Genomic DNA, 13,606 nt, shown 5'->3' with positions numbered 1-13,606 from the left:
TGGAGGACCGGGATGAGCGCAGAGGATCTCGAGAAATACGAGACCGAGATGGAGTTGCAGCTCTACCGGGAGTACCGCGATGTGGTCGGTCTCTTCACCTACGTCGTTGAGACCGAGCGGCGCTTCTACCTGACCAACTCCGTCGATCTCGACGTCCGCACGGCGGAGAACGGCGATGTCTTCTTCGACGTCAAGATGCAGGACGCCTGGGTCTGGGATATGTACCGCCCTGCCCGCTTCGTCAAGAATGTCCGAGTAGTCACCTTCAAGGACGTCAACGTCGAAGAACTGGCCAAGCCCGACCTCGAGATGCCCAAGGAAGGCTTCTCCAACTAACACCCGCGAACCACCGGCGAACCCCTCACCCCGCCTCCTCGGCCGCGCTCCCGCGGCCCCGGCGGGGCCACCGGCCGATCCCGGCCGCTGCCGGCCTGACGCTGGTCGCGTCTTCCGTGCCGCGCGGGGCGATCGTGGAACCCCGGCCGCAGCGCCCAGTGCCGGCCGTCTGTCCCCACCACGCGGGGCCGCCGGCCTCCCGGCGGCCCCGCGTCTGGCCGTCGACGGGGGCCGCTCGCCCTCTCCCGCGCATGGACACGCCTTTCCGTGCCGGCTCTGAGCGGGGGCTACCGACCTCAGCACTTCAGCAGTAGGCAAATCGCTCCGTGTGCTGTCTGCGCGTCGCCTTCCTACGGCTGTACGGCCGCCGGGGATCCCGGCAGCGACTCGCGGCTGTACAGAGGCGATCCGAGGGAGGAAGAAACCTCACCCGTCTCCCGGGACCTGCGGCCGGGTTGCCTCCTGTCGATGTGACCATTGCGGCACAACGACGGTTCCCGGGAGGACGAGTTGACCGACGATCCCCTGCTTCCGCAGGTCGTGGCCAAGGCGCTGCGGGAGTACCGCGATGCGCTGGCCGAGCACGGAATCACCTGGGGTGAGCCCCCGATCGCGTACGTCAGGGCCATGAGCCCGTCGCGGTTCGTCGACGACGAGGCGTTCTCTCGGGCCGCCTCCGACCGCGTGCGAGCCGAGTGTCCGGACGCCACCGCCGCCGAGCAGGAGGCCCTCCTGCGCGAGCTGGACTTCGACGAGGTGCTCAGGGACGCGCTCCACGGAGAGCCGCCCGACGGGAAACCGGTCATTGGAGAGCCGCTCGATGGGAGGCCGATCAATGGACCGCTCGACGGGAAGCCGCTCGACGGGAAGCCGCTCGACGGAAAGCCGCTCGACGGGGACCTGCCCGATGGCCTGGCCGTGCTGCGGCTCACGCACGGAGGCCATCGACTGGACGGCCGGCCGCGTACCGTGCTCGAACCGGGCGGAAGGCCACTCCCGCTGGCCCTGCTGATCGACAACGGCCGCGCGACCGAGGCCGAGATCCGCGTCGGTGGACGAGCGCACCGCGTCGCCCCCGGCGGGGCCCGGCTGGTCGAGCTCGACACCGCGACCGAGGTGACGGTCGGCGCTGAGCGGGTCGACCTGTCCGATCTGACCCGTCTCGCCCCACGGGCGCGGCTGCGGGTCCGCGCCGGGTTCCCCTGCCGGTGGAGCGTATGGAGCGCCGGCGGCCAGGGTTGGTACCCCGAGGGCGCCCCCGCCAGATACGACCACCACAACGTGCCGTACTTCCACGGCGACGACATCGCCCTCGACGTACCCGCCGAGCCCCTGACCGTCCGCGTGACCCGAGGCATGGAATACGACCCCGCGGAGACCATGATCACCCCTAGCGGGGAGACCGTGGACGCGCCCTGCGTGGAGACACTGGTCGAGTTGAGACCGGCGCGGGTCCACGACGCGGCGGCCAGGGGATGGTACGGCGCGGACCTGCACGTCCACCTCAACTTCGCCGGGGACGTCGTCGCGACCCCGGCGATGGCGGCGGCCATGCAGCATGGCGAGGACCTGCACGTGCTCAACCTGCTCGCCGCGAACGTCTCCGGCCGGCGCGTCTATGACCGGGAGGCGCTGGAGCACTGGGCGGGCGAGGACCTGCCGTGGTCGGACGCCACCCACATCGCCCGCATGGGCGTCGAGTACCGCAACGACATGTTCGGGCACCTCCACGCCTTCGGGTTGACCGCTCCGCCGGCCCGCTACCACAGCGGGTTCGACGGCACCGCCGACTGGCCGCCCACCAGCACGGCCTGCGAGGAGCTCCGCGACCTCGGCGCGATCGTCGGCTACGCGCACTGCTTCCACTCGCCGATCGATGCGCCGGAGGACATCATCGGCACTGGACGGCCCGCCTGCACGGCGCGGATGGCGGTGGTCGACGCCGCGCTCGGCTTGGTCGACAGCATGGAAGTGCTGCACTTCTCCTCGGCCGCCGGATCGTCGGCGGTGTACCGGAGGCTGCTCGGCGCGGGCAACCGGCTGGCCGCCGTCGCGGGCACCGACTCGATGCTGTCGTTCACCCGTCAGCGGATCGAACCGGTGGCGAGTCCGCTGGGCTGGGAGCGGACCTACGCCAAGGTGGACGGGCCGCTGACCGCCGCCTCCTACGCCGACGCGGTGCGGCGCGGACGCACGTTCGCCACCACGGGGCCCTTCCTGGAGCTCACCGTGGACGGTCACCACCCTGGGGACACGATCGACCGCGCCCTCGGCGACCGGGTGAGAGTCACGGTCAGGGTGATCGGACCGGAGGTCGAGCGACTCACGATCCGCACCGCGACCGGCATTCTCGCCGAGGGCCCGCCCAACGACCTCACCACCGCGGATTCCACGGCCGAGTTCGGCGTTGAGTTCACCGTCGGTGAGCCCACCTACATCGTCGCCCTCGCCGAGGGCGGCCCGCACCCGCGCTCGCTGTTCACCCACGTGTTCGCGCACACCAGCCCGGTCTACGTGGACGTGCGCGGCCGGCGGGTGTCCCGGGCCGAGGACGTCCACTGGTGCCTCGAGTGGCTCGACCGGCTGGAGCGACTGATCCGAGAACGGGCACGCCTGGACACCAGTGGGCAACTCGACGACCACCTCGGCCGGATCGAAGAAGCCAGACGCGTCTATGCCGCCCGCCTACGCCCCTGACCTTCCTCCACGCCCACCCCTCGAAGATCGCCCCCACTCCGACCCCCGGTGCCGAAGCCGGTGGCGCGCTGAGTTGTGCTCTGGCCCACAGCAGCGAACTGTCGTCGTCTGTCCACAGCCCCGAGATGGCCTTAAATATCATCATTCGGGGTCGTTTCGCCGTGGCGCGGCATTGGAAATCAGCCGCGTATCAGGACGTTTCTCTCCTCACTTCGGTGTCTGTGGACGCGTACCTCACCACCAGCGGTGTGGTCTGTCCACAGAAACTCGTTCGGCGAGCCGGGTGGCAGGCGGCGTGCGCGAAGGTCGGGGCCGGAGGTGGTCCCATGGCCATGGCACACGAGCTTGGACGGCACGGCGAGCAGCTCGCCGTCGACTATCTGCGGGCGGCGGGCCTGCGCATCCTCGAGCGCAACTGGTGCTGTCCCGAGGGAGAGATCGACATCCTCGGGCGTGAGGGCCCGGTCCTCGTGGTCGTCGAGGTCAAGACCCGCTCCGGGCGCAGCCACGGCTCCGCCTTCGAGGCGGTGACCGCGGCGAAGCTGGCCAAGCTCCGCACGGTCGCGGCCCGCTGGCTCAGCGGCCAGAGCGAGTGGTTCTCCTCCATCCGCATCGACGTGATCGCCCTTGAGCGCTTCGCCGGCGAGTTCTCGATCAGGCACGACCGGGGGGTGTCGTAGATGGCCGTCGCTCGCACGCGGTGCGTCGCGCTGGTGGGCGTGAGCGGCCACGTGGTGGAGGTCGAGGCCGACGTGGGCCACGGCATCGCCGGCGTCCACCTGATCGGCATGCTCGACACCGCGCTCAGCGAGGCCCGCGACCGCGTCCGCTCGGCCGTCATCAACAGCAGATTCCCCTGGCCGGACGCACGGGTCACCATCAGCCTGTTCCCGGCCAGCCTGCCCAAGCGCGGCAGCCTGTTCGACCTGGCCATCGCGGTCGCCCTGCTCGGAGCCGCCGGGGTGATCCCCAGGCAACGCGTCGCACCACCCTTCTTCCTCGGCGAACTCGGGCTGGACGGCTCCGTGCGGCCCGTGCGAGGCGTACTTCCCGCCGTGCTCGCCGCGGTGGAGGCCGGCGCGCAGTGCGTGGTGGTCCCCATGGCCAATGCCGAGGAGGCATGCCTGGTCCCCGGAATCACCGTGGTGCCCGTCCTCACGCTCGCCGAACTGGTCGAGAACCTCCGCGGCGGTGACGAGGCATGCCTGCCGGTCATGCGAGAGGCAGAGCAACCCCCGCCGGGCGCCGTCCCCGAGGCATTCGAGGGCCCGGCCCTCGATCTGGCCGACGTCGCCGGGCAGGCCATGGCCCGCCGGGCTCTGGAGGTGTGCGCCGCCGGCGGCCACAACCTGTGGATGCTCGGCCAGCCCGGCACCGGCAAGACGATGCTGGCCGAACGTCTGCCCACCCTGCTGCCACCCCTCGATCGCGACCAGGCGCTGGAGGTCACCGCCATCCACTCGGTCGCGGGCGCCCTGCCGCCGGGCCGCCCGCTGCTGCGGCACCCGCCGTTCATGGCGCCGCACCACACCGCCACCGTCGCGGCGATCGTCGGTGGTGGAAGCGGCGTCATCCGGCCGGGCGCCGTCTCCCTCGCCCACCGCGGTGTGCTGTTCCTGGACGAAGCACCCGAGTTCCCGGCGCGCGTGCTCGACTCGCTCCGGCAGCCACTGGAGTCCGGGCAGGTCACCGTCGCACGGGCCATCGGCACGGTCACCTTTCCCGCCCGGTTCATGCTGGTGCTGGCCGCCAATCCCTGTCCCTGCGCCCAGCCGTCAACCCCCGAAAGTCCCTGTCAGTGCACGCCCCACCAGCGGCGACGCTATCTGGCCCGGCTCTCCGGGCCGCTCGTCGACCGCATAGACGTCAAGGTCAAGCTCGCGCGCTCGACCCGGCGCGAGTTGCTGTCCGACCGCCAGTTCATCGAGCCGAGCGCCGTGGTGGCCGAGCGGGTGGCGCTGGCTCGCGAGCGCACGCTCAAGCGGCTTGCTGGCACTCCGTGGAGATGCAACGCCGAGATTCCCACGGCGGCGCTCCACGCCGACTACCGCCTCCCCGCTCCGGCGATGTCCCCCCTGTACCGCTGCCTGGACACCGGCGAACTGAGCGCCCGAGGTCTCGACCGCGTCATCCGCCTGTCCTGGACCCTCGCCGACCTTGTGGGCAAAGACCGCCCCGAGCTCCGAGATACCACCGCCGCCCTCGCGTTATGGCTGGGCACCGACTAATCCCTCCTCCCTCCTCTCCCCTCGAGGCCCCAATGCCCATCCCCACCCCCCTCCCGCCCTCACATCCACCCGGCGCACTCCAACCCTCCAGCCACCACCAGCCCTCCGCCGTCTGCTCTGGCAGACCACCCGTCCCGGACTCCGCTCTGTATGCGAGGTCTTTCCATGCCGATGGAGATATCGCCCTATGTGCCACCGATGTGGAGCACGGGTCGTGCAGCGTTGGGGGCGGCGGTTCATCGCCCACCGACGCGACCCAACCCGTGGACGTGCCACAAGCCGCCGGCACGCCGCCGGGAGTCGCCGCGGCATCCTCCGTGCCGGCCGAAGTCGTCTCCGCGCATGCCCGGTCGCCCGCGCCGGTCACCGCGGCCCCCGCGCGGTCCCAGGCGGACACCGCCCTCACAATGCCGACCGCCGAGGACATCAAGGGGCCTTCCGCACCGCCACGTGATGGGACCGCCCTTTCATCCATGCCCTCTGCGGAGGGAACGGTCGCGCTGTCCGTGTCGCCTGGGGGCGGGGCCGTCATCTCGGCTGTACCAGCCGGGGCCGTCAGTGGAGGCGCCGGTGAGTCTCTGGTCGGTCGGTCGTCCCCCGGTCGCCGGGGTGATTCTCCGGGGAGAGGCGGTAGCGGCACCTCCTTCCAGCGTGGTCCCGGGAGGCTGGCGAGGGTCACATTGATGCGTATCTCCGACGTGGGTGACGGTCTCATGGGCAGGCTGATCGCCGCTTACGGGCCCGAGGGCGCGTTGGGGCAGGTGCGACAGGGGCGGCTCGATCCCTGCTTCGTCGATGAGATGACCTCCGGTAGGAGCAGACCACCGGATGTGGACCGTCACCTCAGGGCGTGGCAGGCCAGGCTTCAGGCGGCCGATCCGCTGGCCGACCTCGACGAGGGCGAACGGCTGGGCGCACGCCTGATCGTTCCCGGAGACCTGGAGTGGCCGACCCAACTGGACGATCTCGGACCTGAACGTCCTGTCGCCCTCTGGCTGCGCGGAGACGCGGATCTTCGGTTCTCCTGCCTTCGCTCGGTGGCGATGGTCGGTTCCCGCGCGGCCACGCCGTACGGCGCTCACGTCTCGGCGGAGATGAGCGCCGACCTGTCGGAGGGGGGTTGGAGCGTCATCTCGGGAGGCGCCTACGGGGTGGACGCCGCCGCGCACCGCGGCGCCCTGGCCGGTTCGGCCTCGAGCATCGCCGTACTCGCGTGCGGCATCGACATCGTCTACCCCGCCGCCAACCATGATCTGTTCGCGGCGGTCCGCAGGAAGGGGGTGATCGTGAGCGAGTGCCCGCCCGGGGTCCGCCCCACCCGGCCGCGCTTCCTCATCCGCAATCGGGTGATCGCGGCGCTGGCCCGAGGCACCGTCGTCGTAGAGGCGGCTCTGCGCAGTGGAGCGCTGAACACCGCCGCGCACGCGGTCGCTCTCCACAGGCATCTCGCCGCGGTGCCGGGTCCGGTCACCTCCGAGATGTCCGCGGGGTGTCACCGGCTGATCCGCAGAGCCGAGGCCGTCTGCGTCACCTCGGCAAGGGACGTGATCGAGCTGGTCGGTGCCATCGGTGGTGACCTCGCACCCGAGCCCCGGGGACCGGTGGTGCCACGCGACCGCCTTGACGAGGAGACCCGGGCCGTGCTGGAAGCGGTGCCGGCGAGGTCAGGAGCCGGTCCTGCGACGATAGCCGTAGCAGCCGGCGTGGATCTCGCGACCGTTCTCAGTCGCCTCGGAGCCCTGGCGGCGGCGGGATATGTCGAACGCTCAGACCGCGGCTGGCGCCTGCGCCGCATTGCTCGAAACGAGCGCTAACCCCGGCCACCTGCACCGACACCGTCCACAACGTCACGTGACAGAAGCTAAGAGGACGTCCACCTTGACGCGCCTCGGCGGGGATCGTCTCCGCTTCCGCGGGACGGGAGGTCGGTCAGGGGTATCCGCGTTGATCGGCCTGGGGAAGGTGCTCGGCGAGGTCACGTGACGGAAGCAGTCGAGTTTCCACCTTGACCGGTCGCCGCTGCACGTGATCGGCGCCGATTGGACCGCCTGGCTCGTCGGCGGTGTGATGCCGAGGTTGCACTGTGGGGCTGTGTGCTCGTGCTTCCGCGAGTGGGAGTTTGGAGTTACCTCTGCCTTGAGCCGCTTCAGGCCATTTTGCTGGTCATGGTCGGGCGGGGGTGTCTGTGGGCCAGTGGGGGAGGAGCCGTACTTGGCCGTGGGCGACGAGGAGCAGTGGATCGAGGTAGCGCCACTTGTCGATCAGGCCCCAGTGCAGGCAGGGGGACGTGCAGTGGGAGGTGGATGCTTCGACGGTGCCGATGGTCTGGCCGAGCGTCACCCTCTGTCCACGCCGGACCTTCGCGTGCACCGGTAGGTACGTCGTGCGCAGCCCGTTCGAATGCACGATCATCACCACGCCACGACCGGCGAACGGTCCCGCGTAGCCGACGATGCCGGGGCCCGCCGCCTTCACTCGTTGTCCGGGGCGTACGGCGAGATCGGTTCCTCGGTGCCCGGCGAGCCACGGCCGCGCTGGGGGAGCGAAATGGCGCAACACCCTGACGTGACCCTCCACAGGCGGGCCCCAACGGGCCTGATCACCAGGGGCGTCCGAGGACGCCGTTCCACCCGGCGCCGAGGGCGGTGAGGCGGCCGAGGTGGGTTGGGTGGCGAGGAGCGGCGAGACGGTCGAGGTGGGTGGGGTGGCGAGGGGCGACGGCGCCGCCGCAGTGGGTCGGGTCGGGGACGGCGGGGTGGTCGAGGCGGTTCCCAGGGCCATGGCGGTGGCGGAGGTTGGGGCGACTTGCGGGTGGGGTGGGGACGCGGATGCGGCGGTGACGACGGTGATGAACGTCAGGGCCAGGCGGGTGGTCGAAGGGCGCATGGCAGGAGACTGTCCTGGAGGAGGCCGCCATGGTCTCGCTGAATCGGATTCTGTGTATAACCGCGCGAGCGCGGTGAGTACGTCGGGTCTGTGGCCGGCGTCGTGTTGGAGTCAGGGGGAGCGGTGGAGGTCAGAGAGATCATCGGTGGCCTGGCGGCGGAGGTCGAGGTGGACCTGCCGGCAGTGCGTGTGGTCGGCGATGATCCGATCCTTCCCTCCGTGTTCCGGGTCGGGGCGGCCGCGGCCGCCTGCGTCGGTGCGGTGACGGGCGCCGTCGCGACGTATTGGTCGCACAATCCGGGGACGGTGGCCGGGGCCGCGTCGGGGGAGGTGGCGGTCGACGTGCGGGAGGCGGCGGTCGCGTTCCGGGACGAGCGGTATTTCCGCATCGACGGGATGACTCCCGAGCTCTGGGCGCCGCTGTCCGGGGACTATCGCACGGCCGACGGCGGATGGGTCCGTCTGCACTGCAACTTCGATCATCATCGGGACGCCGTGCTGCACGCGCTGGAGTTGCCCCGAGGTGCGGACAGGGCCGCCGTGGTCGCCGCCTGCGCCGGGCGCGCGGCCTTGGACGTGGAGGATGTGGTGACTCGGGCAGGGGGATGCGCGGCCGCCATGCGGAGCCGCGCGCAGTGGCGGTCGCATCCACAGGGCAGAGCCGTGGAAGGACTCCCTCTTATCGGCCTCAGTCCCCTTGATCGCAGTCCCGTCATCGGCTCGGTCCGGGGCATTGAGAGCGCTATCACTGATGTGGTCAGAGGCGGTGACGGTGGTATCTCTGGCTTGACCCAGGGCGGCAGTGCGGTGATTGGTCGGGCCGGGGGCGCGGAGGCTGCTGCGATCGGTTCGGTCGAGCGTGGCCGCCGTGCTGCCACGGGTTCGTCCGGAAGTGGTGGGAGTGGTGTCACGGGTCCGGCCCTGGGTGATGGTCGTGCTGTCACGGGTTTGATCAAGGGCGAGGGGAGTGCCGTCGCCGGGGCGGTTCGCAGGCCGGGGGCGCGGCCGTTGGCGGGGGTGCGGGTGCTGGACCTCACTCGGGTGATCGCCGGCCCGGTGGCGACGCGGACGCTGGCGGCGTACGGGGCCGAGGTGCTGCGGGTCGGGGCGGCGCATCTGCCGGAGGTCCCGGGGCTGGTGATCAGCACGGCGCTGGGCAAGCGATCGTGCGAGATCGATCTGCGTACCGCGGAGGGGACGGCGGCGTTCAAGGACTTGGTGATGGGGGCGGACGTGGTCGTCCAGTCCTACCGGCCGGGGGCGCTGGCGCGGCTGGGGTTCGGGCCGCGTGAGCTGGCGGCCATCCGGTCGGCGGGCGCCGCGGGCACGCCGAGGCGGCCGGGGGTCGTCTGCGTGGACATCTCGGCGTACGGCTCGCGTGGGCCGTGGTCACGGCGACGGGGGTTCGACAGCCTGGTCCAGATGGTCTGCGGCATCGCACACGAGCAGGGACAGGGGGCTCGTCCTGTGCCGCTGCCGGCCCAGGTGCTCGACCATGCGACCGGCTGGCTCGCCGCCCTCGGGGCGATCGCCGGCTTGCTGCGCCGGCAGCGGGAGGGCGGGTCATGGCATGTCGAACTGTCCCTCGCTCGTACCGCCCTCTGGCTCGACCGGCTCGGCCGGGTCGACGGCATGGCGGTCGGCGAGCCCGAGGTGGGCGACCTGCTGGAGGAGATGGACAGCTCATTCGGCACGCTCACCTACGTCCGTGCCCCTGGGGCGATCGGCGATGTCCGGCCTTCCTGGACCACGCCGCCGCCCCGGCGCGGCGAACACCTTCCCGCCTGGAGGTGAAGAGCTGGGGGCGGTGTGGTTCAGGCCGGGGTGGGGCGGTGGGGTGCGGAAAGGGCGTGGCGGAGGGGTGAGGACCAGACGAGGGCCACCGCGAGGAGGACCACGAAGGCGCACGCCCACATCGTGGGACGCAGGCCGAGGAACTCGCCGAGCACGCCGCCCGCGACACCTCCCAATGTCATGACGCCGAGCGTGGAGACGGTCATGGTCGCGTTCACCCGGCCGAGCATGTCGGGCGGGGACTCGCGAAGCTGGATGGTCCCGTAGCAGACGCTGAACAGCACCGCCGCCATGCCGCTGACCGCGAAGGCGCCCATCAGCAGCGGAACCAGCACGACGGCCGAGCCGTGGGCGGAGGCGATCGCGACGAACTCGAGGGGGAAGAGGGCGACGGCGATCAGGATGGTGCGGTCTTCGGTGAGACGGCCGGTCAGCCGGGGGGCCGTCACCGCGCCGAGCAGGCCGCCAACGCCGGACGCCGCCACCAGCAGGCCCACCACACCCGGTTGCATCCCGAGGGTCCGCACCGTGAACAGGACCAGAAGCGCCATCTGAGCGGCCGAGGCGAAGTTGATCAGCACTCCCGCGCCGATCAGCGTCCTCAGTGTGCCGTGTCTCATGACGGTCAGCATGCCTTCGCGCGTGTCCCGCAGAAGGCTCGTCCGGGTGCCGATCGTCGCCTCCGCCGCGGCGTCGGTCTCGATCTCGGTGCTGGTATCCGTCCCGCTCGTGGTGTCACGCATGAACTTTGTCGCGGTGGCGCCGCTGGTGGCGCCGGAGGCGGCGCTGTCGCTCGCGGCGGTGGAAGACGTGCTCTCGGGGGTGGTGAGGGACGTGCTGTCGGGGCTTGTGGCGGTTTCGGGGGATCGGAGGGAGTGGAGGAGGAGGGCCGAAACGGCGAACGACGCCGCGTCCGCGACCAGGGCCAGTGGGGCGGTGATCGCCTGAACCAGCAGGCCGGCCAGTCCCGGGCCGCAGATGCCGGCGGTCGAGTAGACCATCTGGAAGCCGGCGATCGCCGCCGTGCGCTGCTCGCGCGCGACGACGCTGGGCAGGTGCGGGAACCAGGCCGCCCGGTAGAAGACCGAGCAGGTGCCGACCACCAGGGCGACCGTGATCAGCCAGGGCACCGTCAGCAGGCCGGCCAGCCAGCCGAGCGGCACGGTGAGCACGGCGGCTCCCGAGAGGACTTCGCACAAGACCAGCAGGGGACGGTGCCGGCGGAGCCGGTCGGCGTACGCGCCGGCGGGCAGGCCGATGAGCAGGTACGGAAGTGACGTCGCCGCCGTCAGCAGGCCCATCTGGACCGGAGTGGCGTTCAGCAGAGCGGCGGCGGTGAGGGGGACGGCCAGGCGGGAGACCTCGGTGCCGGTCTCGGACACCGCACGGGCGGACCACAGCAACCGGTAGTCCCGTTGCCGTCGGAGGGAGAGAAGCTCGACCATGAATATGAAAGTAACGCTTCACAACTCTGAAAGCCACCCTTCATTGATGGCGGATTCCGCGGAGTCCCGCCCTGAGCCGGGTCGGATGGAGACGGCGGAGGTCCGGGGTGCGCGGCTCGGCGGGTGGTGAGGGGTGCACGGTGGCGGTCATGGTCATGCGGGGCATGAAGGCGAAGGTGGGGGCGTTCTAGGGCATCGCGCCCACGGGGGCGCCGTGGGCGTCGGGCTCGGCGGGGGCAGGGGCGGGGCGGTGGGGGTGGGGACGCATTACGGTTCGTTGTATGAGTCAGCGGAACCATCTGGTCGAGGACCCGCGGGCCATGCGGGCGCTCGCGCATCCGGCCAGGCTGGCGATCCTCGGCCGGCTTCAGACGGAGGGGCCCGCGACGGCGACCGAGTGCGCGCGGGTGGCCGGGCTGTCGCCCAGCGCGTGCAGCTACCACCTGCGCATGCTGGCCAAGTACGGGTTCGTCGAGGACGCGCCCCCGCGCGGCGACGGCAGGGAACGGCTGTGGCGCGCCCCGCACCGGGGGATCACCATCTCCGAGCCCGACGAGTTGACCTCCGAACTCGTCGAGGCCAAGAACGTGCTCTCCAGGACCGTCGTCGACCAGATGGTGGAGGAGACGTTCCGCTACTTGGAGTCCAGCGCGCGCGAGTCGAAGCAATGGCGGCAGGCGGCGCTGCTCGCCCACATGCTGCTTCGGGTCAACGCCGAGGAACTCGCCGAGCTCGGTGAGCGGGTGACCGCGATCCTCGAGCCCTATCTCTCCAAGTCGCGCTCCCCGGAGGAGGCTCCGCCGGACGCCCGTCTGATCAGGGGGATCGTCCACCTCTTCCCGCACTCGCCCGCCCCCTGACACGCGACGCGGTCCGGGACGCCTGAGGCGGGACCGGGGCGACGGGCCCGGCGGAGGGCCATGCCCGTGTCGCCGAAGGGGGGGAAGCCTGTGCGGTGGGCTGGGGGCGGCCGGGTTCCGGGTACACTTTTGGTGGCTCGCCAAGCGGGCCGACTTCGCACGCCCACAGGCGATTCGTCCTCTCGGTCCGGGTCTCGACTCGGATGGGACGACTCAGGGCGTCAGGGCGGGAGCCATGCGCTTCCGCGGACAACCGAGAAACGCGCCCCTGCGGCGCTCTACCCAGGAGGACCATCACTCATGGCCCCCGTCGTCACCATGCGGCAGATGCTCGAGAGCGGCGTCCACTTCGGGCACCAGACCCGGCGCTGGAACCCGAAGATGAAGCGCTTCATCCTCACCGAGCGCAACGGCATCTACATCATCGACCTGCAGAAGTCGCTGGCCTTCATCGACCGCGCCTACGACTTCGTCAAGGAGACCGTCGCCCACGGCGGCACCATCCTGTTCATCGGCACCAAGAAGCAGGCCCAGGAGGCCATCGCCGAGCAGGCCGCGCGGGTCGGCATGCCCTATGTCAACCAGCGCTGGCTGGGCGGCATGCTCACGAACTTCTCCACCGTGCACAAGAGGCTTCAGCGTCTGAAGGAGCTCGAGGAGCTCGACTTCGACAACGTGGCAGGCTCCGGGCTCACCAAGAAGGAGCTCCTGATGCGCCGCCGCGAGAAGGACAAGCTCGAGCGCACCCTCGGCGGCATCCGTGACATGGCCCGCGTCCCGAGCGCCGTGTGGGTCGTCGACACCAAGAAGGAGCACATCGGGATCAGTGAGGCTCGCAAGCTGAACATCCCGGTCGTCGCGATCCTCGACACCAACTGCGACCCCGACGAGGTCGACTACCCGATCCCGGGCAACGACGACGCGATCCGCGCCGTCAGCCTGCTCACCCGCGTGGTCGCCGACGCCGTCGCCGACGGTCTGATGGCGCGCGCCGGCGCGACGACCCGCGGCGACGACAAGCCCGCCGCCGTCGCCGAGCCGCTGGCCGAGTGGGAGCGCGAGCTGCTCACCCGCTCGGACGAGGAAGCCGCTTCGGAGGCTCCGGCCGAGGCCGCCGCCCCGGAGGCCGCCGAGGCCCCCGCCGCTGAGACGGCTGAGACCGCCGAGGTCGCTGAGGTCGCCGAGACCGCCGAGGCCCCCGCCCAGCAGGACGCCGAGGCCGCTCCGGCCGCCCCCGCCGCCGAGGCCGAGGCCGAGGGCACCGAGCAGCAGGGCTGAGACCCCGTCAGGCCGTACGGGCACGGCGCCGTACGGCGAGCAAGGCTCTTCACGGGTGGGTGTGCCTCACAGGGCGCACCCA

General features: G+C 71.0%; 10 protein-coding genes. 8 read left to right on the top strand and 2 right to left on the bottom strand.

The genetic code is table 11. The features are described 5' to 3' along the window. Positions 1–12 precede the first annotated feature (12 nt). The 5 genes from ACFQSB_RS14125 (at position 13) to dprA (ending at position 7,075) form a co-directional block, all read left to right on the top strand. Positions 13–336, top strand: a complete 324-nt coding sequence (locus ACFQSB_RS14125; protein WP_012888569.1) for a DUF2469 domain-containing protein — start codon at positions 13–15, stop codon at positions 334–336. A 510-nt stretch (positions 337–846) separates the two neighbouring features. Beyond that, positions 847–3,033 (top strand): CehA/McbA family metallohydrolase, encoded by a 2,187-nt coding sequence (locus ACFQSB_RS14120; RefSeq protein WP_380826827.1) that lies wholly within the window; start codon positions 847–849, stop codon positions 3,031–3,033. A gap of 326 nt (positions 3,034–3,359) precedes the next feature. Beyond that, on the top strand, positions 3,360–3,713 hold the full coding sequence (locus ACFQSB_RS14115; protein ID WP_354842211.1) for a YraN family protein: 354 nt from the start codon (positions 3,360–3,362) through the stop codon (positions 3,711–3,713). After that, the gene (locus ACFQSB_RS14110; protein ID WP_380826825.1) at positions 3,714–5,261 is read left to right on the top strand and encodes a YifB family Mg chelatase-like AAA ATPase; all 1,548 of its coding nucleotides are present in this window, start codon (positions 3,714–3,716) and stop codon (positions 5,259–5,261) included. It abuts the gene before it with no gap. 683 nt (positions 5,262–5,944) lie between these two features. Continuing rightward, positions 5,945–7,075: a DNA-processing protein DprA gene (gene dprA, locus ACFQSB_RS14105; protein ID WP_380826824.1), complete on the top strand. Its 1,131-nt coding sequence runs from the start codon at positions 5,945–5,947 to the stop codon at positions 7,073–7,075. A gap of 349 nt (positions 7,076–7,424) precedes the next feature. Here dprA and ACFQSB_RS14100 read toward each other — a convergent pair whose 3' ends face one another. After that, a complete protein-coding gene (locus tag ACFQSB_RS14100; RefSeq protein WP_380827132.1) occupies positions 7,425–8,042 on the bottom strand; it encodes a M23 family metallopeptidase in 618 nt (205 codons plus the stop codon). A 228-nt stretch (positions 8,043–8,270) separates the two neighbouring features. On the opposite strand from ACFQSB_RS14100, the gene ACFQSB_RS14095 reads away from it, so the two are divergent. Continuing rightward, positions 8,271–9,941: a CoA transferase gene (locus tag ACFQSB_RS14095; protein ID WP_380826823.1), complete on the top strand. Its 1,671-nt coding sequence runs from the start codon at positions 8,271–8,273 to the stop codon at positions 9,939–9,941. Between the two features lie 20 nt (positions 9,942–9,961). On the opposite strand, the gene ACFQSB_RS14090 is transcribed toward ACFQSB_RS14095, so the two are convergent. Then, entirely contained in the window at positions 9,962–11,386 is a 1,425-nt protein-coding gene (locus ACFQSB_RS14090) for an MFS transporter (RefSeq protein WP_380826821.1), read from the bottom strand. A 281-nt stretch (positions 11,387–11,667) separates the two neighbouring features. On the opposite strand from ACFQSB_RS14090, the gene ACFQSB_RS14085 reads away from it, so the two are divergent. Together ACFQSB_RS14085 and rpsB are read left to right on the top strand one after the other, a co-directional pair. Next, positions 11,668–12,246: a helix-turn-helix domain-containing protein gene (locus ACFQSB_RS14085; RefSeq protein ID WP_354842229.1), complete on the top strand. Its 579-nt coding sequence runs from the start codon at positions 11,668–11,670 to the stop codon at positions 12,244–12,246. Between the two features lie 300 nt (positions 12,247–12,546). Then, on the top strand, positions 12,547–13,524 hold the full coding sequence (gene rpsB / locus ACFQSB_RS14080) for a 30S ribosomal protein S2 (protein WP_380826819.1): 978 nt from the start codon (positions 12,547–12,549) through the stop codon (positions 13,522–13,524). Positions 13,525–13,606 lie beyond the last annotated feature (82 nt).

It is taken from the genome of Sphaerisporangium rhizosphaerae (genome assembly GCF_042665155.1).
Classification (GTDB): domain Bacteria; phylum Actinomycetota; class Actinomycetes; order Streptosporangiales; family Streptosporangiaceae; genus Sphaerisporangium; species Sphaerisporangium rhizosphaerae.
Note: the sequence above shows the minus strand (reverse complement) of the source record. Positions and strands in the feature narration are given on the sequence as shown.

Bases quoted from the DNA above. Each gene is read 5' to 3' on its own strand.
- ACFQSB_RS14125 (WP_012888569.1), top strand. From the start codon at position 13: ATGAGCGCAGAGGATCTCGAGAAATACGAGACCGAGATGGAGTTGCAG.
- ACFQSB_RS14115 (WP_354842211.1), top strand. From the start codon at position 3,360: ATGGCCATGGCACACGAGCTTGGACGGCACGGCGAGCAGCTCGCCGTC.
- ACFQSB_RS14110 (WP_380826825.1), top strand. From the start codon at position 3,714: ATGGCCGTCGCTCGCACGCGGTGCGTCGCGCTGGTGGGCGTGAGCGGC.
- dprA (WP_380826824.1), top strand. From the start codon at position 5,945: ATGCGTATCTCCGACGTGGGTGACGGTCTCATGGGCAGGCTGATCGCC.
- ACFQSB_RS14100 (WP_380827132.1), bottom strand. From the start codon at position 8,042: ATGGCCCTGGGAACCGCCTCGACCACCCCGCCGTCCCCGACCCGACCC.
- ACFQSB_RS14090 (WP_380826821.1), bottom strand. From the start codon at position 11,386: ATGGTCGAGCTTCTCTCCCTCCGACGGCAACGGGACTACCGGTTGCTG.
- ACFQSB_RS14085 (WP_354842229.1), top strand. From the start codon at position 11,668: ATGAGTCAGCGGAACCATCTGGTCGAGGACCCGCGGGCCATGCGGGCG.
- rpsB (WP_380826819.1), top strand. From the start codon at position 12,547: ATGGCCCCCGTCGTCACCATGCGGCAGATGCTCGAGAGCGGCGTCCAC.